We start from the raw sequence: 25,068 nt of genomic DNA, 5'->3' as shown, positions 1-25,068 counted from the left end.
TCCAGATGGCAAAGATCGCTAAGAAAAAAGCCGCCGCCCGCGCCGCATTCGAGGGCAAGACCTATCTGCCGGTCGAAGACGCCATCGCGCTGGTCAAGGCCAATGCCTCGGCCAAGTTCGACGAGACGCTGGAAATCGCCATGAACCTGGGCGTCGACCCGCGCCACGCCGACCAGATGGTCCGCGGCGTCGTGACCCTGCCCAACGGCACCGGCAAGGACGTGCGCGTCGCCGTGTTCGCCCGCGGCCCCAAGGCCGACGAGGCCAAGGCCGCCGGCGCGGAAATCGTCGGCGCCGAAGACCTGATGGAAGCGATTCAGGGCGGCAAGATCGACTTTGACCGCTGCATCGCCACCCCCGACATGATGCCGCTGGTCGGCCGTCTGGGGAAAATCCTTGGCCCGCGCAACCTGATGCCGAACCCCAAGGTCGGCACGGTGACCATGGATGTGAAATCCGCGGTCGAGGCGGCCAAGGGCGGTGAAGTCCAGTTCAAGGCCGAAAAGGCGGGCGTGGTCCATGCCGGCGTCGGTAAGGTCTCGTTCGAGCCGGAAAAACTGGCCGAAAACATCCGCGCTTTCGTGGATGCGGTGAGCCGGGCAAAGCCCTCGGGCGCCAAGGGCACCTATCTGAAAAAGGTCTCGATCAGCTCGACCATGGGTCCGGGCGTGTCGCTGGATCTGGCGTCGGCCGCGCAGGGCTGAGCCTTCGCGCCCTGACGTGAAACGCAGCGCCCCGGCCTCAGGTCGGGGCGTCTTGCGTTTCAGCCTGCCCGCGCCGCGCGGGCGAGGTCGCGATGATCCTGAGGAAATGCTCGGGATTGTGGCCGCCGAATTGCCGCTTGACCGCCTGCCGGAACCGGCGGGGCCGGCCGGCGTGATAGCGCGCATGTTCCGCCCGTGCGCTGCCCAGCTTGGTCCGCTGCATCGCCAGCGTGTCCGCGTGCAGATGGGCCGCGTGGATATAGGCGAATTCCTGCGGCAGGATCAGCGCGGGCGCCCAGCGATGGTGGATGGCGTGGCGCAGCCCGTAGGGGTTGTGGATGCGGCCCGGCGGATTGACCAGCGCAAAGCCGATCGCGATGAACGGCTCGAACTTGGCCAGCAGCTCGGGGCCGTCCGGGGTGTCGGCCAGAAACAACCCCGCCGGGCGCGAGATGATCCCCCGGTCCGGCACGCGCCCCATGTTGTCGCGCAGGGTCGCCACGAAATCGCTTGCCAGCGCATCGTCGTCGTCCAGCCGGAAATGCAGCGTCCGGGTCTGGTGGACGATGGGTTGGCGCGCAATCCACGGGTCGATGGCCTGGGTGATGTGGGGCGCATCGTCGCAGATGATTTCCACCTGCGGAATATCGGCGGTGATCGCGTGCAGCCGTTCGCGGTAGGGCAGGGGCAGTTCGGGCGAGGTCAGGATCGCCAGCCGGAAATCCCTGTCGGTTTGCCAGCGCAGCGACGGCGCGCAAAGCCGTTCAAAGAGATGGAACCGCTGCTCCATCCGTTCGGGGGCATAGAGGATGCGCCGGCGTTCGGCCTGGTCCTCGGCGGTGCGCGCCAGGATGACATCGCTGCGGCCCAGATAGGAAAAGCGCATATAGCCGAAGATGACTGGGTCCACGACATTCACCGGACAGCGGCAGGGCTGATTCCCGCTCTAGCCGCCCGGCTGCCGCTTGACCACAGGTTTGCGCCGGCTTGTGTCGGCGCGCCCGGCGGGCTAAAAGCAGCGCTTCAGGCGCAGTCGCGATTCGCGGCTGCCCTGTTCCTGTCCGAGACGGAGGGCTGGCGCGTGAACGCCGTTAAGTCCTTCCCGAGATGGAAGTCGAGATTTTTCCGCAAAGGTTCCACCTTTGGGGCGCTCTCGGGTCCATCGCCCAAGGACCCGCCCCTGCCGCCCCGAAAGCGGCCGGGACAAGTGAGCCGGGGGGAAACCCCCAATGTGGAGTGAACCGTGGATAGAGCCCAAAAAGAACAGGTGGTCGAGGAACTCGGCCAGATCTTTGAAAGCTCTGGCGTCGTGGTGGTTGCCCGCTACGAGGGGATGACGGTTGCCGAAATGCAGGCCCTGCGCGCGCAGATGCGCGACGTGGGGGGTGCAGTCCGCGTTGCCAAGAACAGGCTCGCCAAGATCGCCCTGGAAGGAAAGCCGGCGGCTTCGATCGCCGATTACCTGACGGGGATGACCGTTCTCGCCTTTTCCGAAGACCCCGTGGCTGCGGCCAAGGTCGCGGACGCCTATGCCAAGACGAATGACAAGTTCGTGATCCTTGGCGGCGCCATGGGCGAGAACGCTCTGGATCCGGCCGGTGTGAAAGCCGTGGCCCAGATGCCGTCGCGCGAAGAGCTTATCGCTTCGATCGTGTCCTGCATCGGCGCCCCTGCCAGCAACATCGCCGGTGCGATCGGCGCGCCCGCCAGCAACATCGCGGGCATCCTTTCGACGCTCGAAGAGCGCGAGGCTGCCTGAGGCAATCCCGTCCCGTCAGGCTGCATAGGCCGCGACGTTGGAACAACATTCTGGAAAGAACGGAAAAATGGCTGATCTGAAGCAACTCGCCGAACAAATCGTCAACCTGACCCTGCTGCAAGCGCAGGAACTCAAGACGATCCTGAAAGACGAATACGGCATCGAGCCGGCCGCCGGTGGCGCCGTCATGATGGCTGGCCCGGCTGCGGGCGGCGCGGCGGAAGCCGCCGAAGAAAAGACCGAATTCGACGTCGTGCTGACCGAAGCCGGTGCCAACAAGATCAACGTGATCAAGGAAGTTCGCGCCATCACCGGCCTAGGCCTGAAAGAGGCCAAGGATCTGGTCGAGGCCGGCGGCAAGGTCAAGGAAGCTGCGGCCAAGGCCGAAGCCGAAGAAATCAAGACCAAGCTGGAAGCTGCCGGCGCCAAGGTCGAACTGAAGTAATCCGGCCGCGAGGTCGGGCGGTCGTCCCATCCCTGGGCAATCAGAGCCCTCTGGATCGTGACCGCGCAAATTGGGCAGGGTCCGGGTTTTTCCCGGTCCCTGCCGAACCCGTCTTGAAGGACACTTGGCGAGACCCTATCTGGGACGAGTCTCCTTCAGGGCGAGTTTGCGGTTCGGGAGCTGCGCGGTGGGACGCGCGGCACGAATGGAGCCGCACCCCTGATGTTCGTATGCGTGCCGCGGATCGGGCCCCGACGATCCGCCGCGCGATGACGAAAGGCGATTACCTCCATGGCGCAATCCTACGTCGGCCAAAAGCGCATCCGGCGCTATTACGGCAATATCCGCGAAGTTCTTGAAATGCCGAACCTCATCGAGGTTCAGAAATCCTCGTATGACCTGTTCCTCGCCTCGGGCGAGGGCGGCGGCCATCAGGACGGCGAAGGCATCCAGGGCGTGTTCCAGTCGGTGTTCCCGATCAAGGACTTCAACGAGACCGCGACGCTGGAATTCGTGAAATACGATCTGGAAAAGCCGAAATACGACGTCGAGGAATGCCAGAGCCGCGACATGACCTATGCCGCGCCGCTGAAGGTGACGCTGCGTCTGATCGTGTTCGATGTCGATGAAAACTCGGGCACCCGGGCGGTCAAGGACATCAAGGAACAGGATGTCTACATGGGCGACATGCCCCTGATGACCCAGAACGGCACGTTCATCGTGAACGGGACCGAGCGGGTGGTGGTCAGCCAGATGCACCGCAGCCCCGGCGTGTTCTTTGACCACGACCGCGGCAAGACCCACAGCTCGGGCAAGCTGCTGTTCGCCTGCCGCATCATTCCCTATCGCGGCTCGTGGCTGGATTTCGAATTCGACGCCAAGGATCTGGTGTTCGCGCGCATCGACCGCCGCCGCAAGCTGCCGGTGACGACGCTGCTTTATGCGCTGGGGATGGATCAGGACGCGATCATGGACGCGTTCTATGAAACCGTCGATTACAAGCTGAAGTCCGGCAAGAAGGGCGCCGAGGGCTGGGTCACGCGGTTTTTCCCCGAACGCGTGCGCGGCACCCGCCCGTCCTATGACCTGGTCAACGCCGACACCGGCGAGGTGATCACCAAGGCCGGCGACAAGGTGACCCCGCGCCTGGTCAAGCAACTGCTGGAATCGGGCGAGGCCACGCATCTGCTGGTCCCGTTCGAGCGGATCGTCGGCCGCTTCATCGCCCGCGATCTGGTGAACGAGGAAACCGGCCTGATCTATGCCGAGGCCGGGGACGAGATCACTGCCGAATACAAGGACGACGAGCTGTCGGGCGGGCTGCTCAAGTCGCTGCTGGACAACGGGATCACCGAGATTCCGGTGCTCGACATCGACCATGTGAACGTCGGCCCCTATATCCGCAACACCATGGCCGCCGACAAGAACATGAACCGCGACGGCGCGCTGATGGACATCTACCGGGTGATGCGCCCGGGCGAGCCGCCGACCGTCGAGGCGGCGAGCGTGCTGTTCAACAACCTGTTCTTTGATTCCGAGCGCTACGACCTGTCGGCCGTGGGTCGGGTCAAGATGAACATGCGTCTGGACCTGGACGCGCCCGACACCCAGCGCACCCTGCGCCCCGAAGATATCGTGGCCTGTGTCCGCGATCTGGTGGAACTGCGCGACGGCAAGGGCGAGATCGACGACATCGACCACCTGGGCAACCGCCGGGTGCGCTCGGTCGGCGAGCTGATGGAAAACCAGTATCGCATCGGCCTGCTGCGCATGGAACGTGCGATCCGCGAGCGCATGTCCGGCGTCGAGATCGACACGGTGATGCCGCAGGACCTGATCAACGCCAAGCCGGCGGCGGCCGCGGTGCGCGAGTTCTTCGGCTCAAGCCAGCTGTCGCAGTTCATGGACCAGACCAACCCGCTGTCCGAGGTGACACACAAGCGCCGCCTTTCGGCGCTGGGGCCGGGCGGTCTGACCCGCGAGCGCGCGGGCTTCGAGGTGCGCGACGTGCACCCGACCCATTACGGCCGGATGTGCCCGATCGAAACGCCCGAAGGCCAGAACATCGGCCTGATCAACAGCCTTGCGACCTTTGCGCGGGTGAACAAATACGGCTTTATCGAGACCCCGTATCGCAAGGTGGTGGACGGGCAGGTCACCGATGATGTCGTCTACATGTCCGCGACCGAGGAAATGCGCCACACCGTCGCGCAGGCCAACGCCGAGCTGGACGAGAACGGCCGCTTCACGCAGGAACTGATCTCGACCCGCCAGGCGGGCGATTTCACCCTGAACCCGGTCGATTCCATCGACCTGATCGACGTGTCGCCCAAGCAGCTGGTCTCGGTCGCCGCGGCGCTGATTCCGTTCCTTGAAAACGACGACGCCAACCGCGCGCTGATGGGCTCGAACATGCAGCGCCAGGCGGTGCCGCTGCTCAAGGCCGAGGCGCCGTTCGTCGGCACCGGGATGGAAGCCATCGTCGCCCGCGATTCCGGCGCCGCCATCATGGCGCGGCGCGGCGGCGTGATCGACCAGGTGGACGCCAGCCGCATCGTCGTGCGCGCGACCGAGGATCTGGGCGCGGGCGATGCCGGCGTCGACATCTACCGGCTGCGCAAGTTCAAGCGCTCGAACCAGTCCTCGACCATCAACCAGCGTCCGCTGGTCAAGGTGGGCGAGCGGGTGAAGACCGGACAGGTGATCGCCGACGGCCCCTCGACCGATCAGGGGGAACTGGCCATCGGCCGGAACGTGGTCGTCGCCTTCATGCCGTGGAACGGCTACAACTATGAAGATTCGATCCTGATTTCCGAACGGATCCACCGCGACGACGTGTTCACCTCGATCCATATCGACGAATACGAAGTGGCGGCCCGCGACACCAAGCTGGGGCCCGAGGAAATCACCCGCGACATCCCGAACGTGGGCGAAGAAGCCCTGCGCAATCTGGATGAAGCCGGCATCGTCTATATCGGCGCCGAGGTCGGGCCGGGCGACATCCTTGTGGGCAAGATCACCCCCAAGGGCGAAAGCCCGATGACGCCCGAGGAAAAGCTGCTGCGCGCCATCTTCGGCGAAAAGGCCAGCGACGTGCGCGACACCTCGCTGCGGCTGCCGCCGGGGGCTTACGGCACCATCGTCGAGGTCCGGGTGTTCAACCGCCACGGCGTCGACAAGGACGAACGCGCCCTGCAGATCGAGCGCGAGGAAATCGAGGGCCTGGCCCGCGACCGCGACGACGAGCTGGCGATTCTGGAACGCAACATCTACGCGCGCCTGAAATCGCTGATCATGGGCAAGACCGCCGTGAAAGGCCCCAAGGGCATCAAGGCGAACAGCGAGGTCACGCAGGACCTGCTGGACAGCCTGTCGCGCGGCCAGTGGTTCCAGCTGGCCATTGCCGACGAGGACACCGCCCGCGAGGTCGAGGCGCTGCAGGACCAGTTCAACGTCCAGAAAAAGGCGCTGGACGCCCGGTTCGAGGACAAGGTCGAAAAGGTCCGCCAGGGCGACGACCTGCCTCCGGGCGTGATGAAGATGGTCAAGGTGTTCGTCGCGGTCAAACGCAAGCTGCAGGCCGGCGACAAGATGGCCGGCCGCCACGGCAACAAGGGCGTGGTGTCCAAGGTCGTCCCGATGGAGGACATGCCCTTTCTCGCCGACGGCACCCCGGTCGATCTGGTGTTCAACCCGCTGGGCGTGCCCTCGCGGATGAACGTGGGCCAGATTCTTGAAACCCACATGGGCTGGGCCGCGCGCGGCCTTGGCATCAAGATCGACGAGGCGCTGCATCAATACCGGCAGAATGGCGACATGACCCCGGTGCGCGACGCGATGAAGAACGGCTATGGCGAGGCGACCTATGAGGACGAATTCGCCGCGCTGGACGACGCCGATCTGGTGGACCGCGCCGAACATGTCCGCGAGGGCGTGCCGGTTGCGACCCCGGTCTTTGACGGCGCCAAGGAAGGCGACGTGAACGACGCGCTGCGCCGCGCGGGCTTTGACACCTCGGGGCAGTCGATCGTGTTCGACGGCCGCACCGGCGAGCAGTTCGCGCGCCCGGTCACCGTGGGCGTCAAATACGTCCTGAAACTGCACCACCTTGTCGATGACAAGATGCACGCACGTTCGACCGGCCCCTACAGCCTGGTGACCCAGCAGCCGCTGGGCGGCAAGGCCCAGTTCGGTGGCCAGCGTCTGGGCGAGATGGAGGTCTGGGCACTGGAAGCCTATGGCGCCGCCTATACCTTGCAGGAAATGCTGACGGTCAAGTCGGACGACGTGGCCGGGCGGACGAAAGTCTACGAAAGCATCGTCAAGGGCGAGGACAACTTCGAGGCCGGCGTGCCGGAATCGTTCAACGTGCTGGTCAAGGAGGTCCGGGGTCTGGGCCTCAACATGGAACTCCTGGATGCGGAGGACGGGGAATAACGGCGCGCGCAACCACGCACCCTGCCGCCCGTAGGGTGCGTGGTCCCCACGCACCTTCCCCCATCCGCGCCACTCATAAGGTATTCAGATGAACCAGGAACTCGCCAACAACCCCTTCAACCCGATCGCCCCGGCGCGGCAGTTCAACGAGATCCGCATCTCGCTTGCCTCGCCCGAGGAAATCCTCGCCTGGTCCTTCGGCGAGGTGAAAAAGCCGGAAACCATCAACTACCGCACGTTCAAGCCGGAACGTGACGGGCTGTTCTGCGCGCGCATCTTTGGCCCGATCAAGGACTACGAATGCCTGTGCGGCAAATACAAGCGCATGAAATATCGCGGCCTCGTCTGCGAGAAATGCGGCGTCGAGGTGACGCTGCAAAAGGTCCGGCGCGAGCGCATGGGCCATATCGAGCTGGCCGCCCCGGTCGCCCATATCTGGTTCCTGAAATCGCTGCCGAGCCGCATCGGCCTGATGCTGGACATGACGCTGCGCGATCTGGAACGCATCCTTTACTTTGAAAACTACGTCGTCATCGAGCCGGGCCTGACCGACCTGACCTATGGCCAGCTGATGTCCGAGGAAGAATACCTCGACGCGCAGGACCAGTTCGGCGCCGACGCCTTTACCGCCAATATCGGCGCCGAGGCGATCCGCGAGATGCTGTCCGCGATCGACCTGCAAGCCACCGCCGACCAGCTGCGCGACGAGCTGAAAGAGGCGACGGGCGAGTTGAAGCCGAAAAAGATCATCAAGCGGCTGAAGATCGTCGAAAGCTTTCTGGAATCCGGAAACCGCCCGGAATGGATGGTGATGACGGTGATTCCGGTCATCCCGCCGGAACTGCGCCCGCTGGTGCCGCTGGACGGGGGCCGCTTTGCCACGTCTGACTTGAACGACCTGTATCGCCGGGTCATCAACCGCAACAACCGCCTCAAGCGGCTGATCGAACTGCGCGCGCCCGACATCATCGTGCGCAACGAAAAGCGCATGTTGCAGGAATCGGTCGATGCGCTGTTCGACAACGGCCGCCGCGGCCGGGTGATCACCGGCAACAACAAGCGCCCGCTGAAATCGCTGTCGGACATGCTCAAGGGCAAGCAGGGCCGGTTCCGCCAGAACCTGCTGGGCAAGCGCGTGGACTTTTCGGGCCGCTCGGTCATCGTGACCGGGCCGGAACTGAAGCTGCATCAGTGCGGGCTGCCGAAAAAAATGGCGCTCGAACTGTTCAAGCCGTTCATCTATTCCAAGCTGCAAGCGCAGGGCTATTCGACCACCGTCAAGCAGTCCAAGAAGCTGGTGGAAAAGGAACGCCCCGAGGTCTGGGACATCTTGGACGAGGTGATCCGCGAACACCCGGTGCTGCTGAACCGGGCGCCGACGCTGCACCGTCTGGGCATCCAGGCGTTCGAGCCGATCCTGATCGAAGGCAAGGCGATCCAGCTGCACCCGCTGGTCTGTTCGGCCTTTAACGCCGACTTTGACGGCGACCAGATGGCCGTCCACGTGCCGCTGTCGCTGGAAGCGCAGCTGGAAGCGCGCGTCCTGATGATGTCCACGAACAACGTGCTGTCGCCCGCGAACGGCGCGCCGATCATCGTGCCGTCGCAGGACATGGTGCTGGGGCTTTACTACGCCACCATGCAGCGCGACGGCATGACGGGCGAAGGCATGGCCTTTGGTTCCGTCGATGAGGTCGAACACGCGCTGGCCGCCGGCGCCGTGCATCTGCACGCCGCCATCACCTGCCGCCTGTCGCAGATCGACGAGGACGGCAACGAGGTCATCCGCCGCTTCGAGACTACCCCCGGCCGGGTCCGGCTGGGCGCGCTGCTGCCCCGCAACGCCAAGGCTCCGTTCGAGCTGGTCAACCGGCTGCTGCGCAAGAAGGACGTCCAGAACGTCATCGACACCGTCTACCGCTACTGCGGGCAAAAGGAATCGGTGATCTTCTGCGACCAGATCATGGGCATGGGCTTCCGCGAGGCGTTCCGCGCCGGCATCAGCTTTGGCAAGGACGACATGGTGGTCCCCGACAACAAGTGGACCATCGTCGACGAGGTGCAAGAGCAGGTGAAAGAGTTCGAGCAGCAATACCTCGACGGACTCATCACCCAGGGCGAAAAATACAACAAGGTCGTGGACGCGTGGTCCAAGTGCAACGACCGCGTGACGGAATCGATGATGGCCACCATCTCGAAGACCCGCACCGATGAAAACGGCGCCCAGGCCGAACCGAACAGCGTCTACATGATGGCGCATTCGGGCGCCCGCGGCTCGGTTTCCCAGATGAAGCAGCTGGGGGGGATGCGCGGCCTGATGGCCAAGCCCTCGGGCGAGATCATCGAGACGCCGATCATCTCGAACTTCAAGGAAGGTCTGACCGTTCTTGAATACTTCAACTCGACCCACGGCGCGCGGAAAGGTCTGTCGGACACCGCGCTGAAAACCGCGAACTCCGGCTATCTGACCCGGCGTCTGGTCGATGTGGCGCAGGACTGCATCATCCGCGAACACGATTGCGGCACCGATGCGGCGATCACGGCTTCGGCGGCGATCAACGACGGCGAAGTGATCTCGCCGCTGAGCGAACGCATCCTGGGCCGCGTCGCGGCCGAGGACGTGCTGCTGCCCGGCAGCGACGAGGTGATGATCCGCCAGAACGAGCTGATCGACGAACGCCGCGCCGACGCGATCGAGGCGGCGGGCGTGCAGTCGGTGCGCATCCGCTCGGCCCTGACCTGCGAGGCCGAGGACGGCGTCTGCGCGCTGTGCTACGGTCGCGACCTGGCCCGCGGCACGCTGGTCAACATCGGCGAGGCGGTGGGCATCATCGCCGCGCAGTCGATCGGCGAACCCGGCACGCAGCTGACGATGCGGACCTTCCACATCGGGGGCATCGCGCAGGGCGGGCAGCAGTCGTTCATCGCGGCCAACCAGGAAGGCACGATCCGGTTCGAAAACACCGCCGTGCTGGAAAACGCCAATGGCGAGCTGATCGTGATGAGCCGCTCGATGCAGCTGCATGTCCTGAACGAACACGGCACCGCGCTGGCCAGCCACAAGCTGTTCTACGGCTCCAAGCTGATGGTGCGCGACGGCGACGCCGTGACCCGCGGGCAGAAGCTGTTCGAATGGGATCCCTACACCCTGCCGATCATCGCCGAACAGGCGGGGACGGTGCGGTTCGTGGACCTGCTGTCCGGCCTGTCGGTCCGCGAGGACACCGACGAGGCCACCGGCATGACCCAGAAGATCGTGACCGACTGGCGTTCGACCACCCGCAGTGCCGATCTCAAGCCCGAGATCATCCTGATGGGTGCCGACGGCGAGCCGGTGCGCAACGATCAGGGCAACCCGCTGAGCTATCCGATGTCGGTCGACGCGATCCTGTCGGTCGAGGACGGGCAAGAGGTGCGGGCCGGCGACGTGGTGGCGCGGATCCCGCGCGAGGGTGCGCGCACCAAGGACATCACCGGGGGTCTGCCCCGCGTGGCCGAATTGTTCGAGGCGCGCCGTCCCAAGGACCACGCGATCATCGCCGAAAGCGACGGCACGGTGAAATTCGGCAAGGACTACAAGAACAAGCGCCGGATCGTCGTGCAGCCCACGAACGAGGATCTGGAACCCGTCGAATACATGGTGCCCAAGGGCAAGCACATCCCGGTGCAAGAAGGCGACTTTGTGCAGCGGGGCGACTATATCATGGACGGGAACCCCGCGCCGCATGACATCCTGCGGATTCTGGGGATCGAGGCGCTGGCCGACTATCTGATCGACGAGGTTCAGGACGTCTATCGCCTGCAAGGCGTCAAGATCAACGACAAGCACATCGAGGTGATCGTTCGCCAGATGCTGCAAAAGATCGAGATCCTCGATTCGGGCGACACCACGCTGCTGAAAGGCGAACATGTGGACCGCGACGAATTCACCGAGGAAAACGCCAAGATCGAGGCGCGCGGCGGTCGTCCTGCGCATGGCGAGCCGGTGCTGCTGGGCATCACCAAGGCCAGCTTGCAGACCCGCAGCTTCATCTCGGCCGCGTCGTTCCAGGAAACCACGCGGGTGCTGACCGAGGCTGCGGTGCAAGGCAAGCGCGACCGTCTGGTCGGGCTCAAGGAAAACGTCATCGTCGGCCGGCTGATCCCGGCCGGGACCGGTGGCGCCACCGCCCGCATCCGCCGCATCGCCGAGGACCGCGACGCCGAGGTGATCGAGATGCGCCGCGCCGAGGCCGAGGCCGCAGCGGCGCTTGCCGCTCCGGAACCCGCCGCGGATGTGGCCGGGGACACCGCGGCCGCGTCCTCGGACGAATGATCGCCCGGGGCTGACGGCCCCGATTCGGAACCAGCAAAGGCCCGGCAGGCGACTGTCGGGCCTTTTGCATGACGCCTGGCGCGGGGGCCGCCTGCCGCATGCCCGGCGCCAAGGCCAAGAAAATCTTTTCCATCACCGGATGATCTTTGTTTTTTCATTGCGATGCGCGGGGCAACCTTTGGGCAGGTTGGTCGGGCTTTGGCCGTGCCCGCGCGGGCACGGCGGCCGTGTTGCAGAGAAAAGGAGAACGCATGACCGGGGTTCGTCTTGGTGCCGATATCGGCGGCACCTTCACCGACATTGCGCTCGACTGCCGGGGGCAGCTTTATTCGACCAAGGTGCTGACCAATTACGCGGCGCCGGAACAGGCGATTCTGGACGGTATCGCCGTGGTGCTGCGCGATGCCGGGATCACCCCGGCCGAGCTGGAAATCGTCATCCACGGCACCACCCTGGCCACCAATGCGCTGATCGAGCGTCGCGGCGCCCGCACCGCGCTGGTCACGACCCAAGGGTTCCGCGACGTGATCGAGATGCGGACCGAAAGCCGGTTCGAGCAATACGACCTGAACCTGCAACTGCCGACCCCGCTGGTCCCGCGCGAAGATCGCTTTACCGTCAGCGGCCGCATCGGCGCGCAGGGGCAGGAATTGCAGCCGCTGGACGAATCCGCGCTGGAACGCATCGCCGACCATATCGCCGCCGAGGGTTTCGGCGCGGTCGCCATCGGCTTTATCCATTCCTACATGAACCCGGCGCATGAGCGGCGCGCGCGCGAAATCATCGCGGCCCGGGTGGGGGTGCCGATCTCGATCTCGTCCGAGGTCTCGCCCCAGATGCGCGAGTTCGAGCGCTTCAACACCGTCTGCGCCAACGCCTATGTGCGCCCGCAGATGGCCGATTATCTTGCCCGGTTGCAGGTGCGGCTGAAAGAGATGGGCGCGACCTGCCCGGTTTTCATGATCCATTCCGGCGGCGGGCTGATCTCGGTCGAAACCGCCGCCGAGTTCCCGGTGCGGCTGGTCGAAAGCGGCCCGGCCGGGGGCGCGATCTTTGCCGCCGACGTGGCGCAGCGTTTCGGGCTTGACCGCGTGGTCAGCTACGACATGGGCGGCACCACCGCCAAGATCTGCCTGATCGAGGATTTCCAGCCCCGCACGGCCCGCACGTTTGAGGTCGCGCGCACCTATCGTTTCTGCAAGGGCTCGGGGATGCCGATCTCGATCCCGGTGATCGAGATGATCGAGATCGGGGCGGGCGGCGGCTCCATCGCCTGGGTCGATGCCATGGGCCGCATCCAGACCGGGCCGGAAAGCGCGGGTTCCGAACCCGGCCCCGCCTGCTATCAGCGCGGCGGCGAGCGGCCGGCGATCACCGATGCCGATCTGGTGCTGGGCAAGCTCGACCCCGAGAATTTCGCCGGCGGCGCGATCCGCCTGTCGGTGGACAATGCCCGGGGCGCGATCCTGCGCGACGTGGGTGACAAGCTGAACCTGCCCGCCGAATCCGCCGCCTTTGGCATCGTCGAGGTGGTGGACGAGAACATGGCCAATGCCGCCCGCGTCCATGCGGTGGAAAACGGCAAGAACATCTCGGACAACATCATGATCGCCTTTGGCGGCGCCGCGCCCCTGCACGCGGCGCGGCTATGCGAAAAGCTGGGCATCGACCGCTGCCTGATCCCGCCGGGGGCCGGGGTGGGGTCCGCCATCGGTTTTCTGCGCGCGCCCTTTGGGTATGAGGCGCTGGCGTCAAAGGTCGTGCGGCTGTCGGAATTCGACGCGGGCGCGTTCAACGCGCTGGTAGAGGGGCTGAAAACCACCGCCGAGGGGTTCGTGCGCGCCGGCACCCAAGGCGCGATCCTGCGCGAGATCACGGCCTTCATGCGCTATGTCGGGCAGGGCTGGGAAATCCCGGTAACGCTGCCGGACCGGCCGTTCACGGCCGCGGACGTGGCGATGCTGCGCGACAGTTTCCGCGACAATTACGCGCAGTTTTTCGGCCGCGCCATCGACGGACCCGATCAGGCCGGCGACGGGCTGGAAATCGAGATTGTCACCCTGTCGGTCAAGGCGCAGGACGAACGCACCGCGCCCGAGCGTCTGGCGATCACCACCGGCACCAGCGTGGCCGATGCCCCCGCCAGCCGCCCGGTCTTTGACCCCGCCCGCGGCGAGACCCTGCCCACGGCGGTCGTGGACCGCGCCGCCATGACCCACGGCACCCGCGTCAGCGGCCCCGCCGTGATCGTCGAGCGTGAAACGGCGACCGTCGTCACCTCGCCCTTTGACGTGGTGATGCAGGCGGACGGCACCCTTATGATGATCCGCAAGGAGATCGCGGCATGACCCCCACCCCCAAGGACGCGACCCGCGAAATCCGTATGCAGGTGATGTGGAACCGCCTGATCTCGGTGGTCGAGGAACAGGCGCTGACCCTGCTGCGCACCGCGTTTTCCACCAGCGTGCGCGAGGCCGGCGACTTGTCGGCCGGGGTCTTCGACCCGCAGGGGCGGATGCTGGCGCAGGCGGTGACCGGCACCCCCGGCCACGTCAACACCATGGCCGAGGCGGTGCTGCATTTCATCGCCGAAATCGGGCGCGAGCGGATGCTGCCCGGCGACACCTATGTCACCAACGACCCGTGGAAGGGCACCGGGCACCTGCACGACATCACCATGGTCTCGCCCTCGTTTCTGGGGGACCAGCTGGTCGGGTTCTTTGCCTGCACCGCGCATGTGGTCGACGTGGGCGGGCGCGGCTTTGGCGCCGACGGCAAGTCGGTCTATGAAGAAGGCATCCAGATCCCGATCATGAAATTCGCCGAATCCGGGCGGGTGAACCACGATCTGGTGCAGATCATCCGCGCCAATGTGCGCGAGCCCAATCAGGTGGTGGGCGATTTCTATTCGCTGGCCGCCTGCAACGACGTGGGCCACCGCCGCCTGATCGAGATGATGCAGGAAATTGGCCTGACCTCGCTGGATGATCTGGGCGAGTTCATTTTCACGCGCACCCGCGCCGCCACGCTGGACCGCATCGCAGCGCTGCCCAAGGGGGCGTGGTCGAACGAGCTGCTGACCGATGGCTATGACCAGCCCGTGCGGCTGGCGGCCACGGTCGAGATCGCCGACGGCGCGGTGAACGTCGATTTCACCGGCAGCGACCCGGTCAGCCGCTGGGGCATCAACGTCCCGATCATCTATACCAAGGCCTACGCCTGCTATGCGCTGAAATGCGTGGTCGCGCCGGATATCCCGAACAACTGGGCCTCGCTGGACCTGTTCACCATTTCCTCGCCGGTGAATATCCTGAACGCCGAGCGCCCGGCGCCGGTCAGCGTGCGCCATGTCATCGGGCATCTGGTGCCGGATCTGGTGCTGGGGGCGTTGGCCAAAGCCCTGCCGGGCAAGGTGCTGGCCGAAGGCTCGGGCGCGCTGTGGAACATCCATATCTCGGCCCGCCCGCAGACCGGGCAGGACGGGCGCCGGGCCGAGATCCTGATGTTCAACTCGGGCGGGATGGGGGCGCGGCCGGGGCTGGACGGGCTGTCGGCGACGGCGTTCCCGTCAGGCGTGATGACCATGCCGATCGAGGCGACCGAGCAGACCGGCCCGATCGTGGTCTGGCGCAAGGAGCTGCGCCCCGATTCCGCCGGCGACGGCGAATATCGCGGCGGGCTGGGGCAGGTGATCGAGATCGAGGCGGCCGATGGCCACCAGTTCGAATTCTCGGCCATGTTCGACCGCATCGGCCACCCGCCGCGCGGCCGCAACGGCGGCGCCGACGGCAAGCCGGGCAGTGCCATGCTGGACGACGGCACGGTGATGCGGCCCAAGGGCTGGCAGCAGGTGCCCGCGGGGCGGCGACTGGTGCTGAACCTGCCCGGCGGCGGCGGCTATGGCGACCCCGCCGCCCGCAGCGACGCCGCGCGCAAGAACGACAGGACCAGGGGCTATATCACGGAGGACGGGAAATGAGCTATGTCGCAAGCCGGCTGGCGGTGGTGAAGCCGTCGGCCTCGATGGCCGCGTCGCAGGCGGCCAAGGCGCTGGCCGCCACCGGGGTCGATGTGATCGACCTTGGCCTGGGCGAGCCGGATTTCCCCACCCCCGCCCATGTGATCGAGGCCGCGCATAGGGCCGCGCTGGCCGGTGACACGCTTTATACTCCCGCCGCCGGCACCGTGGCGCTGCGCCGCGCGGTCGCCGACAAGTTCCGCCGCGAAAACGGGCTGGATTATACTGACGCCGACATCGTGGTGACCAACGGCGCCAAGCAGATCATCTTCAACGCGCTGCTGGCCACGCTGGATCAGGGCGATCAGGCGATCCTGCCCGCGCCGTATTTCGTCAGCTACCCGGAAATGGTCAAGCTGCTGGGCGGTGTGCCGGTGATGCCGCAATGCGCCGCCGCCGACGGCTTTCGCCTGACCCCCGCGGTGCTGGAGGCCGCGATCACGCCCCGCACCAAGTGGCTGTTCCTGAACATGCCCGGCAACCCCTCGGGGGCGGTCTACAGCCGCGAACAGTTGCAGGCGCTGGGCGAGGTTCTGGCGCGGCACCCGCAGGTGCTGGTGCTGTCGGATGAGATTTACGAACACATCATCTTTGACGGGCGCGAATTCGTCAGCTTCGGGCAAGCCTGCCCGGAACTCAGGGACCGCACCTTGATCGTGAACGGGGTGGCCAAGGCTTACGCGATGACCGGCTGGCGGGTCGGCTATGCCGCCGGGCCCGCGCCGCTGATCAAGGCCATGACCACGGTGCAAAGCCAAAGCGTGACCTCAGTCGCGGCGCCGATGCAGGCGGCGGCGCTGGCGGCGCTGACCGGGCCGCAGGAGGGCGTGGCCGCGTTCCGCGAGGCGTTCCAGCGCCGCCGCGATCTGGTGGTGCGCGGCGTCGAAGGGATCGAGGGGCTGACCCTGCCCCCGCCCGAGGGCGCGTTCTACGCCTATATCGGCTGCGCCGCGCTGATCGGCCGGCGCACCCCGGACGGCAAGCTGCTGGCAGATGACGCGGCGGTGTCGGATTATCTGCTGGCGCAGGCGCATGTCAGTTCCGTCCCCGGCTCGGCTTACGGGCTGTCGCCGTTCTTTCGCATCTCGACCGCCACTTCGGACGAGATCCTGACCGAAGCCATCGCGCGGATCGGCCGCGCCGTGGCCGCACTTGAACCCGCCGAGGAGTTGGCATGACCAAGCCCAGATTCGACACGATCCTGATCACCGGCGCCGCCGGGCGGCTGGGGACTGAACTGCGCCGCGGGCTTGCACCGCTGGCGCGCAAGCTGCGCCTGACCGACCGCACCGAAATCGCCGATCTGCAACCGAACGAAGAAGCCACCGTCGCGGATCTGGCCGATTTCGACGCGATGCGGAAACTGTGCGAGGGCGTCGATGCCATCGTGCATTTCGGCGGCGCCCCCAACGAACGCCCCTGGGCTGAGATCCTCGATTCCAACATCCGCGGCAGCTATCACATCTATGAGAGCGCGCGGCAGGCGGGGGTGCGGCGGGTGGTCTATGCCTCGTCCGTCCACGCCATCGGCTATCACCGGCTCGAAGATCACATCGACGCCAACGACCCGCATCGGCCCGACAGCCTGTATGGGCTGTCGAAATGCTTTGTCGAGGATCTGGGCCGGCTCTACTGGGACAAGTTCGGAATCGAAAGCGCGATGCTGCGGATCTTTTCGTCCTTTCCCGAGCCGGCGGACCGGCGGATGCTGTGGTCGTGGCTGTCGTTTGACGATTGCGTGCGGCTGGTGACGGCGGCGCTGACCGCGCCCCGGGTCGGGTTCACGGTCTCGTTCGGGATGTCCGACAATGCGGTAAAGCCGGTGGACAACCGGCTGGCCGGCCATCTGGGCTATCGCCCGCAGGACAACACCGAACGTTTCCGCGAGGCGATGGAGGAACGCACCCCCACGCCCAAGCCGGACGCGCCGGCGGTCAGGACGCTGGGCGGCTGGTTCGTGGACCTCGGCCACCCCGACGACGAGGAATAGGCGCCCGAAGCCCGCGGCCAGGCCCAGGCGAAAACCCGCGCCGTGCCCCGGCGCGGGTTCTTGCGTTTCAGATCACCGCCTCTTCCATGAACGGCTCATTCGCGGGGATGCGTTCATAGCGGAACGGGGTCAGGTCCAGCGTCTGAAAGCCGCCGTCCACGATCAGTTCCGCCACGCCCCGGCCCACGGCGGGGGATTGTTGCAGCCCGTGGCCGGAAAACCCGTTGGCGAACATGAAGTTGCTGACCTCGGGGTGGAAACCCACGATGCCGTTATGGTCCAGCATGTTGTATTCGTAATGCCCGGTCCAGCTTTGCCGGACCCGCAGCGCGTCGAAGGCCGGGATGCGGTGCCACAGCGCGGGCCAGATCCGGTCCTCGAATTCCTCGTGCCGGGCCGAGAAATCGTCGTAATCGGCCGGGCCGTTGTCCAGCGGCGTGTTGCCGGTCAGGAACAGCTCGCCCTCGGGGCGGACAAAGGTGCCCGACAGGTCGATCACGTTCGGCATCCGGCCCGGGATCGGGGTCTCGCTGGCAAACACGAAGCTGTAGCGCTTGTAGGGCGCGACCGGGATCGACAGCCCCGCCATGGCCGCGACCTGCTGGGCGCGCGGCCCGGCCGCGTTCACCACGATGCCGCAGCCCACCACCTCGCCCGTGGACAGGCGCACGGCGGTGACGCGGCCGCCGTCCATGTCCATGCCGACCACCGCGTTGTCGATATATTCGATGCCGCTGGCCCGCGCCGCCCGGCGCAGCCCGTTCAGCAGGCCCATGGAATCGAACCACCCCTCGCCCTGCGCGCCCCAGGCGCCGCCGCCCAGATCCTCGACGTTCAGCCAAGGAAAGCGGTCCTTCAGCGGTCCGGGTTCAAGAAACACCGTATGGGCGCCCAGGCTGCGCTGCAAATCGACCCGTTCGCGGGCGGCGTCGACGCCTTGGGGCGATATGCAATACAGATAGCCGTGTTCGCGAAACCCCAGGTCCGGCGCAGGCTCGTTCGGATAGAACGGCGCCATGCGGTCCGCAAAGCCGTTGATGAATTCGATGCCGAACTGGCTGATCTTGACGTTGATCGGGTTGGAATACTGCTGCCGTATGGCGCTGGTCGACAGCGCGGTCGAGGAAAATTCATAGGTGCTGTCGCGCTCGACCACCAGAACCGAGGCGTTTTCGCCCAGCTTTCGGGACAGCCAGTAGGCGGTGGACGATCCCACCACCGCACCGCCCACGATGACGATGTCATAGGCGCGACGGGCCGGCGGATTGTATTTCGGAAAGGGCATCATGGGCCTCTAGAGCGAAAAGGATGCGATCAGATTGTCCGAGCCGCGCGCCAGCAGCCCAAGGTCGGCGCCGACGGCGACCATGGTGAAGCCGTCGCGCAGATAGCGGTCGGCGTCCGCCTTGAGGGGCGCGAGGATGCCGGCGGCCTTACCCGCGTCCCGCGCGGCCTGCAATACGCGGGCGATGGCGGCCTGCACATGGTCCGCGCCGGGATTGCCCATTGCGTCCATGTTGGTGGACAGGTCGCCCGGCCCGACGAACAGCACGTCCACGCCCTCGACCGCGGCGATTTCGGCGGCATTGGCGACGCCGGTCGCGCATTCGATCTGCACGGCCAGCAGCTGATTCGTCCGCGCGCTGCGGTGATAATCCTTGATGCGGCCGAACTGGTTGGCGCGGTGGCCGGTCGAAAACCCGCGGATCCCGGCGGGCGCATAGGACATCGCCGCCACGATCGCCCGCGCCTGTTCCGCCGTGCGCACGTTCGGGACCATCAGGCTGCGCGCGCCCGCGTCCATGAACTGCTTGATCAGCACCGCGCTGTCCGAGGGCAGCCGCACCGCCGCCTCGCACGGGAATGCCGCCGCGGCCTGCAATTGCGCCATGGTGCTGCGCAGGTCGTTGGGGCTGTGTTCGCCGTCGATCAGCAGCCAGCCGGCCCCGGCGCCGGCCATGATCTCGGTGCTGAGCGGGCTGCCCAGCGAGCACCACAGCCCCAGGCTGGGCCGCCCTGCGGCAAGCGAGGCTTTCAACGGGTTCGGACGCTCTTGCATGATTCTGGAACTCTCCGTGCAATGGGGTTGTCATTTGTATGATGACATATATCATACGTTGCAACCGCGAAGTGGCGAAGGGGACGGACAGTGAGAATCGGTTTTATCGGGCTGGGGGTGATGGGCGCGCCGATGGCCCGCAATCTGGCCGCGGCGGGGCATGAGCTGACGGTGTCGCTGAACCGTTCCGACCTGCCCGAGGGGCTGGCGGCGCAGGTGGTCGCCACCCCCGCCGAGGTCGCGCGCGCCAGCGAGGTGGTCATCACCATGCTGCCCGACACCCCGGACGTGGAACGGGTGCTGCTGGGCGCGGGCGGCGTGGCCGAGGGCATCGCGCAAGGCGCGCTGGTCATCGACATGAGCTCGATCAGCCCCATCGCCACCGCGGATTTCGCCGCCGCGCTGCGCGAGAAAGGCGCGGGCTATCTGGACGCGCCGGTTTCCGGCGGCGAGGTCGGGGCCAAGGCCGCCAGCCTGACCATCATGGTCGGCGGCCCGCAGGCGGAATTCGACCGTGCCCGCCCGATTTTCGAGGCGCTGGGCAAGAACATCACCCTGGTGGGCGAACAGAACGGCGCCGGCCAGACCTGCAAGATCGCCAACCAGATCGTCGTCGCCCTGAATATCGAGGCCGTGGCCGAGGCGCTGGTGTTCGCCTCCAAGGCCGGCTGCGACCCGGCGCAGGTGCGGCAGGCGCTGCTGGGCGGGTTTGCCTCGTCCCGTGTGCTTGAGGTGCATGGCGAACGCATGATCTCGCGCAGCTTCGACCCGGGTTTCCGCATCCGGCTGCATCAAAAGGATCTGGGGCTGGCGCTGGACAGCGCCCGGGCGCTGGGGGTGGCGCTGCCCAACACCGCCACCGCGCAGCAGCTGTTCAGCGCCTGCGCGGCGCAGGGTGCGGCGGACAAGGACCACTCGGCGCTGGTGACGGCGCTGGAAACACTGGCTCATCACCCGGTTGCGAAAGGCGGCGCCTGATGCGTGGAACTGGCAAGGCAGATATATTCGTGATGCTGGCCCACCCGGTCGGCCACGCGAAAAGCCCCGGCATCTTCAACCGGATATTCGAGGAAAAGGGGCTGGACAGCCTCATGGTGCCGCTGAGCTGCCGCCCCGAGGACTTCGACGTGTTCTGGGACGGGCTGACGGCGGCGGAAAACATCCGCGGGGTCATCATCTCGGTCCCCTACAAGACCCGGGTGTTCGAGAAATGCGCTGCCGCCCATGATCGCGCCGCCCGCGTGCGCAGCGCCAATTCGGTGCGCAGGCAGGCGGACGGCAGCTGGTATGCCGATAATTTCGACGGCGTGGGTTTCATGGACGGGCTGGCGGCCGGCGGGCATCAGGTGCGGGGCAAGCGCATCCTGCAAGTGGGGGCGGGGGGCGCGGGTGCCTCGCTCGCCTATTGCCTGGCCGAGGCGGGGGCCGCGGAAATCAGGCTGGCGGATGTGGACCGCGACCGCGCGCAGGCGCTGGCCGATCTGGTCGCAGCCGCCTATCCCGCCTGCCGCATCGCGGTGGGCGCGGCCGATCCGTCAGGCATGGACATGGCGATCAACGCCACCCCCATGGGGCTGAAGCCCACCGACCCGCTGCCGATGGACACCGCGGCGCTGACGCCCGACATGACCGTGGTCGATATCATCATGGAGCCGGCCGAGACGCCGCTGCTGCGCGAGGCCGCGCGCATCGGCTGCCGCATCCAGCCCGGCCGCCCGATGATGGATTTCCAGACCGAGGCGATGGCGCGTTTCTTTGACATCGAACGCAAGGACCGCACCGATGGCTGAAATCGCAAGCGCCGTGGTCATCGGCGGCACCTCGGGGATCGGCCGCGCCATCGCGCTGCGCTTTGCGCAAGCGGGCGCGCAGGTGATCGTGGCGGGCCGCGATGCCGCGCGGGGCGCCGCCGTGGCCAGGGAATGTGCCGCAACCGGCGCGCCTCTGGCCCGTTTTATCGCCGTCGATGTCGCCGACCCGCAGTCGCTGGAATCGCTGGCCGCGCAGGCAGATGCCGCCATCGGCGCCCCGCAGGTGGTCGTCAACTGCGCCGGCATCCTGCAAAGCGGCAAGCATGTGCTGGACCAGGATCTGGACGAAGACGAACGCATGTGGCGCATCAATTATCGCGGCACGCTGGTGGGCTGTCAGGTGTTCGGGCGGCTGATGCAGCGGGCGGGGCAGGGCGGTGCGATCCTGAACGTCGGCTCGCTGGCGTCCTTTGCGCCGCTGTCGCTGCCCTCTTACACGCCCGGCAAACAGGCGGTGCTGGCGCTGACCGGCATCCTTGCCGCCGAGCTTGGCCCCCATGGCATCCGCGTCAACGCGGTCGCGCCCGGCTATACGCTGTCGGACGGGCTGAAAGCCCGCATCGCCGCGGGCGAACGCGACCCGCAGGCGATCAAGGACACCACCGCCCTGCGCAAGTTCGTGGCCCCCGAGGACGTGGCCGAGGCGGCGCTGTTTCTATGTTCGGACCGCGCCGCCTCGATCACCGGCGTCACGTTGCCGGTCGATGCCGGCTGGCTGGTCCAGGCACCTTACGCGCATTACCTGCGCGGCAACCCCATCAGACAGGCAGACACATGACCGACATTACCCGCTTTGATTTCGACACCCGCATCCACCACGGGGTGGTCCACAACTCCACCGTCTATCTGACCGGGCAGGTGGCCGAGCCGGGCCAGTCCGCCGCCGACCAGATGCGCGAGGTGCTGGCCAAGATCGACGACCTGCTGGCCAAGGCCGGCACCGACAAGACCCGCATCCTGCATGTGCAGATGTGGCTGGACGATGTGCGCGACTTTGACGAAGTGAACGCGGTCTGGGACGCGTGGATGCCGATGGAACACGCGCCGGCGCGGTCCTCGGGGCAGGGGCGGATGGCAAAGCCGGGGATGCTGGTCGAACTGATCGTCACCGCGGCGCTATAAACCGGGGGCGCAGCCGAAAAGGGGGCACCATGACCAGACGCAAGCCGCTTTCCACCGTGGTTTCCGAAAGCCTGAGGGAACGGATCGCCTCGGGCGAATGGGCACCCGGCGCGCAATTGCCGACCGAGGCCGAGCTGGGCGCGGAATTCCACGTCAGCCGCACCGTCGTGCGCGAGGCGATCGCCCGGCTGCGGTCCGCCGGGCTGGTGGTGCCGCAGCAGGGCCGGGGCGTCTTTGTCAGCGAGGCGCCGCAGCCGCAAAGCTTTTCCATCCCGGATGAGGTGCTGCAAACCCTGCCCGAAACCATCGCCCTGCTTGAGCTGCGCCTGAGCGTCGAGGTCGAGGCCGCCGGCCTGTGTGCCGAGCGCCGCACCGACGCCGAGGCGGCGGCCATCCGCGCGCTGATGGAACAGATCGACGCCATGCGGGCCGACCCCGGCGCGGTGCCGATCCACTACGACTATGATTTCCACCTGAGCATCGCCCGCGGGGCCCGCAACGAGCTGATGCTGAGTTTTCTGGAATATCTGCGCCCGCTGATCGTCGAGCGGCTTCAGCTCAGGCATATCGTCGCGCCCGAGCTGACCGACAGCTATTACGCCCGTATCCACGGCGAACACGACCAGATCGTCTCGGGGATCGAGGCGGGCAATCCTGCGGCCGCACGCCGCGCGATGCGGACTCATCTGGTCAACAGCCTGGAACGGGTGCGCGCCTTTGCCGCCGCCGCGGGGGTGGCAGGGGCGGGGATGCCTGCGCTGGCCCGGTCGCTGTTCACCGGGTTTGCGCCCGGCTCGCGGCAATGACCGGCGGCCGGTCTGTGCACCCGATGGAAAGAAAATCTTTCCTGTTCGCAGGACTACTTGGTTTTGTGAACGGCGCGCAGGCCAGAGACTGAACAGATGCAACCGACCAGATCTGCGGGGAAAGGGCGTTCGTCATGAAAACTGCGTTGGTCACAGGCGCGACAAGCGGAATCGGGCGTGCCATCGCGCTTGAGCTGGCACAGGCCGGATACCGGGTGATTGCCGCCGGCCGCTCGGAGCCCGCGCTGGCCGGGATCGCCTCGGGGCAGATCACGCCGCTGGTGCTGGACGTCACGGACCGCCCGGCCGTCGCCGCGGCGCTTGCCGGGCTTGAGATCGACGTGCTGGTCAACAATGCCGGGATGATGCCGCCGCTGGGCAATTTTGCCGATGCCGACATGGACGACATCGACCGGGCGATCGGCGTGAACCTGACGGCGGTGCTGGCCCTGACCAGGCTGGTCGTGCCGCAGATGCGCCAGCGCGGCAGCGGGCATGTGCTGTTCACCGGCTCGGCCGCGGCACATGCTCCGTTTCCGAACATGGCGGCCTATTCCGCCGCGAAAGCGGGGATTTCCGGCTTTGCGGCGGCGCTGCGGGCCGATCTTTCGCCCCACGGCATCCGCGTGACCGAGATCGTCCCGGGCCGGGTCGAGACCGCGCTTTACGCCGATATCCTCGACGCGGACGCCCGCGCCGCCATGTATGCGGCCAAGGCCGTGCAGCCACAGGACGTGGCGCAGATGGTCCGCGCGGTGCTCGCGCTGCCCGAATGGGCCGACGTGACCCGGTTCGACATCATGCCGACACGCCCCACAACCCCCAGCCAGCAGGTGAAGAAATGAAGGATCTTTCCGTAGTCATCGTCGGCGGCGCCGCCGGTCTGGGCGCGCTTTTGGCTGAAATGGCCGTCGAGGCCGGCGCGTCGGCGCTGGGCATCATCGACCTGAACATGGACGCCGCCGAGGCGGCGCTGAAACCCGCCCGCGACAAGGGCCTGCCGGCAGCGGCGGCGGTGGCCGACATTCGCAACGGGCCGGAATGCCATGCCGCATTCGATGAAATCTCCGGCAGGATCGGCCGGGTCGATACGCTGATCAACTGCGCCGCGATTTATCCGCGCCGCCCGATCATGGAAATCAGCGACGAGGAATGGGACGCGTCGAACGCGGTGAACATCAAGGGCACCTATCACATGATGGTGGCCGCGGTGCGTCATATGGCCGAACAGGAACCCAAGGGGAATGTGCGGGGCCGGATCGTCAATCTGACCTCGGTCGATGCGTTCAAGGCGCATCCACAAAACGCCCATTACGCCGCGACCAAGGCGGCGGTGGTCAGCCTGACCCGCTCTTTCGCGCATCAGGTGGCGCCGGACGGAATTCTGGTCAATTCGGTGGCGCCTGCCGGAATGGCAACGGAACGCGCGCGGCAATTGGGGTTCCTTGACGAATTGGCAAAAGCCAGCCCTCTGGGACGCGGCGCCCAGCCGGCCGAGATCGCGGAATGGGTGCTGATGACCGGCGGTCCCAGGAATTCCTATATGACCGGCGAAAACGTCATCGTGTCCGGGGGTTACATCTACGCCTGATCTCCGCTGGC

Annotated in this window: 19 protein-coding genes; 16 read left to right on the top strand and 3 right to left on the bottom strand. The window is 66.3% G+C overall.

Features of this window, described 5'->3' with window-relative positions; genetic code table 11:
• Positions 1 to 5 precede the first annotated feature (5 nt).
• Complete coding sequence (gene rplA / locus BLW83_RS12035; RefSeq protein ID WP_090848469.1) at positions 6 to 704, top strand: 50S ribosomal protein L1; 699 nt, start codon at positions 6 to 8, stop codon at positions 702 to 704.
• A 37-nt stretch (positions 705 to 741) separates the two neighbouring features.
• Here the strand turns inward: rplA and BLW83_RS12030 are convergent, their stop codons facing one another.
• On the bottom strand, positions 742 to 1,614 hold the full coding sequence (locus tag BLW83_RS12030; protein ID WP_143042833.1) for a glycosyltransferase: 873 nt from the start codon (positions 1,612 to 1,614) through the stop codon (positions 742 to 744).
• 333 nt (positions 1,615 to 1,947) lie between these two features.
• Between BLW83_RS12030 and rplJ the strand changes: the two genes are divergently transcribed.
• From rplJ to BLW83_RS11990, 8 genes are all read left to right on the top strand, one after another.
• Positions 1,948 to 2,463, top strand: coding sequence for a 50S ribosomal protein L10 (rplJ, locus tag BLW83_RS12025; RefSeq protein WP_090848467.1), 516 nt, complete (start codon positions 1,948 to 1,950; stop codon positions 2,461 to 2,463).
• 67 nt (positions 2,464 to 2,530) lie between these two features.
• Positions 2,531 to 2,908, top strand: coding sequence for a 50S ribosomal protein L7/L12 (rplL, locus tag BLW83_RS12020; protein ID WP_090848466.1), 378 nt, complete (start codon positions 2,531 to 2,533; stop codon positions 2,906 to 2,908).
• Positions 2,909 to 3,199: 291 nt separating this feature from the next.
• Positions 3,200 to 7,345: a DNA-directed RNA polymerase subunit beta gene (rpoB, locus tag BLW83_RS12015; RefSeq protein WP_090848465.1), complete on the top strand. Its 4,146-nt coding sequence runs from the start codon at positions 3,200 to 3,202 to the stop codon at positions 7,343 to 7,345.
• Between the two features lie 88 nt (positions 7,346 to 7,433).
• Positions 7,434 to 11,660: a DNA-directed RNA polymerase subunit beta' gene (gene rpoC, locus BLW83_RS12010; protein WP_090848464.1), complete on the top strand. Its 4,227-nt coding sequence runs from the start codon at positions 7,434 to 7,436 to the stop codon at positions 11,658 to 11,660.
• A gap of 251 nt (positions 11,661 to 11,911) precedes the next feature.
• Positions 11,912 to 14,008, top strand: coding sequence for a hydantoinase/oxoprolinase family protein (locus BLW83_RS12005; protein ID WP_090848463.1), 2,097 nt, complete (start codon positions 11,912 to 11,914; stop codon positions 14,006 to 14,008).
• Positions 14,005 to 15,639 carry a hydantoinase B/oxoprolinase family protein gene (locus BLW83_RS12000; protein WP_090848462.1) on the top strand — a complete coding sequence of 545 codons (1,635 nt, stop codon included), beginning with the start codon at positions 14,005 to 14,007 and terminating at the stop codon, positions 15,637 to 15,639. The genes BLW83_RS12005 and BLW83_RS12000 overlap by 4 nt, the downstream gene beginning before the upstream one ends.
• The gene (locus tag BLW83_RS11995) at positions 15,636 to 16,856 is read left to right on the top strand and encodes a pyridoxal phosphate-dependent aminotransferase (protein WP_090848461.1); all 1,221 of its coding nucleotides are present in this window, start codon (positions 15,636 to 15,638) and stop codon (positions 16,854 to 16,856) included. Before BLW83_RS12000 ends, BLW83_RS11995 begins: the two co-directional genes overlap by 4 nt.
• Positions 16,853 to 17,668 carry an NAD-dependent epimerase/dehydratase family protein gene (locus BLW83_RS11990; RefSeq protein WP_090848460.1) on the top strand — a complete coding sequence of 272 codons (816 nt, stop codon included), beginning with the start codon at positions 16,853 to 16,855 and terminating at the stop codon, positions 17,666 to 17,668. Before BLW83_RS11995 ends, BLW83_RS11990 begins: the two co-directional genes overlap by 4 nt.
• A gap of 67 nt (positions 17,669 to 17,735) precedes the next feature.
• On the opposite strand, the gene BLW83_RS11985 is transcribed toward BLW83_RS11990, so the two are convergent.
• A complete protein-coding gene (locus tag BLW83_RS11985; protein WP_245728821.1) occupies positions 17,736 to 18,956 on the bottom strand; it encodes an NAD(P)/FAD-dependent oxidoreductase in 1,221 nt (406 codons plus the stop codon).
• A 6-nt stretch (positions 18,957 to 18,962) separates the two neighbouring features.
• The gene (locus BLW83_RS11980; protein WP_090848459.1) at positions 18,963 to 19,727 is read right to left on the bottom strand and encodes an HpcH/HpaI aldolase family protein; all 765 of its coding nucleotides are present in this window, start codon (positions 19,725 to 19,727) and stop codon (positions 18,963 to 18,965) included.
• Positions 19,728 to 19,817: 90 nt separating this feature from the next.
• Between BLW83_RS11980 and BLW83_RS11975 the strand changes: the two genes are divergently transcribed.
• The 7 genes from BLW83_RS11975 to BLW83_RS11945 all read left to right on the top strand — a co-directional run bounded on the left by BLW83_RS11975 (position 19,818) and on the right by BLW83_RS11945 (position 25,057).
• The gene (locus BLW83_RS11975; protein WP_090848458.1) at positions 19,818 to 20,705 is read left to right on the top strand and encodes a 2-hydroxy-3-oxopropionate reductase; all 888 of its coding nucleotides are present in this window, start codon (positions 19,818 to 19,820) and stop codon (positions 20,703 to 20,705) included.
• Positions 20,705 to 21,517, top strand: a complete 813-nt coding sequence (locus BLW83_RS11970; RefSeq protein WP_090848457.1) for a shikimate dehydrogenase family protein — start codon at positions 20,705 to 20,707, stop codon at positions 21,515 to 21,517. The genes BLW83_RS11975 and BLW83_RS11970 overlap by 1 nt, the downstream gene beginning before the upstream one ends.
• Positions 21,510 to 22,316, top strand: a complete 807-nt coding sequence (locus BLW83_RS11965) for an SDR family NAD(P)-dependent oxidoreductase (RefSeq protein ID WP_090848456.1) — start codon at positions 21,510 to 21,512, stop codon at positions 22,314 to 22,316. The genes BLW83_RS11970 and BLW83_RS11965 overlap by 8 nt, the downstream gene beginning before the upstream one ends.
• The gene (locus tag BLW83_RS11960; RefSeq protein WP_090848455.1) at positions 22,313 to 22,660 is read left to right on the top strand and encodes a RidA family protein; all 348 of its coding nucleotides are present in this window, start codon (positions 22,313 to 22,315) and stop codon (positions 22,658 to 22,660) included. Before BLW83_RS11965 ends, BLW83_RS11960 begins: the two co-directional genes overlap by 4 nt.
• A gap of 29 nt (positions 22,661 to 22,689) precedes the next feature.
• Positions 22,690 to 23,466 carry a FadR/GntR family transcriptional regulator gene (locus BLW83_RS11955; RefSeq protein WP_090848454.1) on the top strand — a complete coding sequence of 259 codons (777 nt, stop codon included), beginning with the start codon at positions 22,690 to 22,692 and terminating at the stop codon, positions 23,464 to 23,466.
• Positions 23,467 to 23,600: 134 nt separating this feature from the next.
• A complete protein-coding gene (locus BLW83_RS11950; protein ID WP_090848453.1) occupies positions 23,601 to 24,311 on the top strand; it encodes an SDR family oxidoreductase in 711 nt (236 codons plus the stop codon).
• Complete coding sequence (locus BLW83_RS11945) at positions 24,308 to 25,057, top strand: SDR family NAD(P)-dependent oxidoreductase (RefSeq protein WP_090848452.1); 750 nt, start codon at positions 24,308 to 24,310, stop codon at positions 25,055 to 25,057. The genes BLW83_RS11950 and BLW83_RS11945 overlap by 4 nt, the downstream gene beginning before the upstream one ends.
• The last annotated feature ends 11 nt before the right edge of the window (positions 25,058 to 25,068 follow it).

The organism is Paracoccus alkenifer (assembly GCF_900108405.1).
GTDB lineage: Bacteria > Pseudomonadota > Alphaproteobacteria > Rhodobacterales > Rhodobacteraceae > Paracoccus > Paracoccus alkenifer.
The sequence above is the reverse complement of the archived record's forward strand: the minus strand, read 5'-3'. Positions and strand labels throughout refer to the sequence as shown.